We start from the raw sequence: 248 nt of genomic DNA on the forward strand, positions 1-248 counted from the left end.
CACCTCCAGGCAATTGGCGTTGACCGAGTTCGGCGCGAGCATGGCCGCCAGGGCCGGCGAGATCTATCGGCAAGCCGAAGAGGTCGAGAGCGAAGCCCAGGAGTTAGCCGTGCAGCCCCGTGGCCAGGTGCGCCTGGCCATACCGATGTCTTTCGGCTTGCGCTGGGTCGCGCCGTTGATACCGCAATTGATTCGCCAATACCCTGAGTTGTCGATAGATCTGCACCTGTCGGATGCCGCCGTCGACT

At 62.9% G+C, this 248-nt stretch carries 1 protein-coding gene; it reads left to right on the forward strand.

Annotated features, from left to right (window positions below; genetic code table 11):
- Positions 1 to 248, forward strand: a 248-nt coding sequence (locus SB765_RS32415; protein ID WP_410932866.1) for a LysR substrate-binding domain-containing protein, incomplete at both ends; no start/stop codon positions are given.

Source organism: Pseudomonas sp. SIMBA_067 (assembly GCF_046534675.1).
GTDB classification, from domain to species: domain Bacteria; phylum Pseudomonadota; class Gammaproteobacteria; order Pseudomonadales; family Pseudomonadaceae; genus Aquipseudomonas; species Aquipseudomonas putida.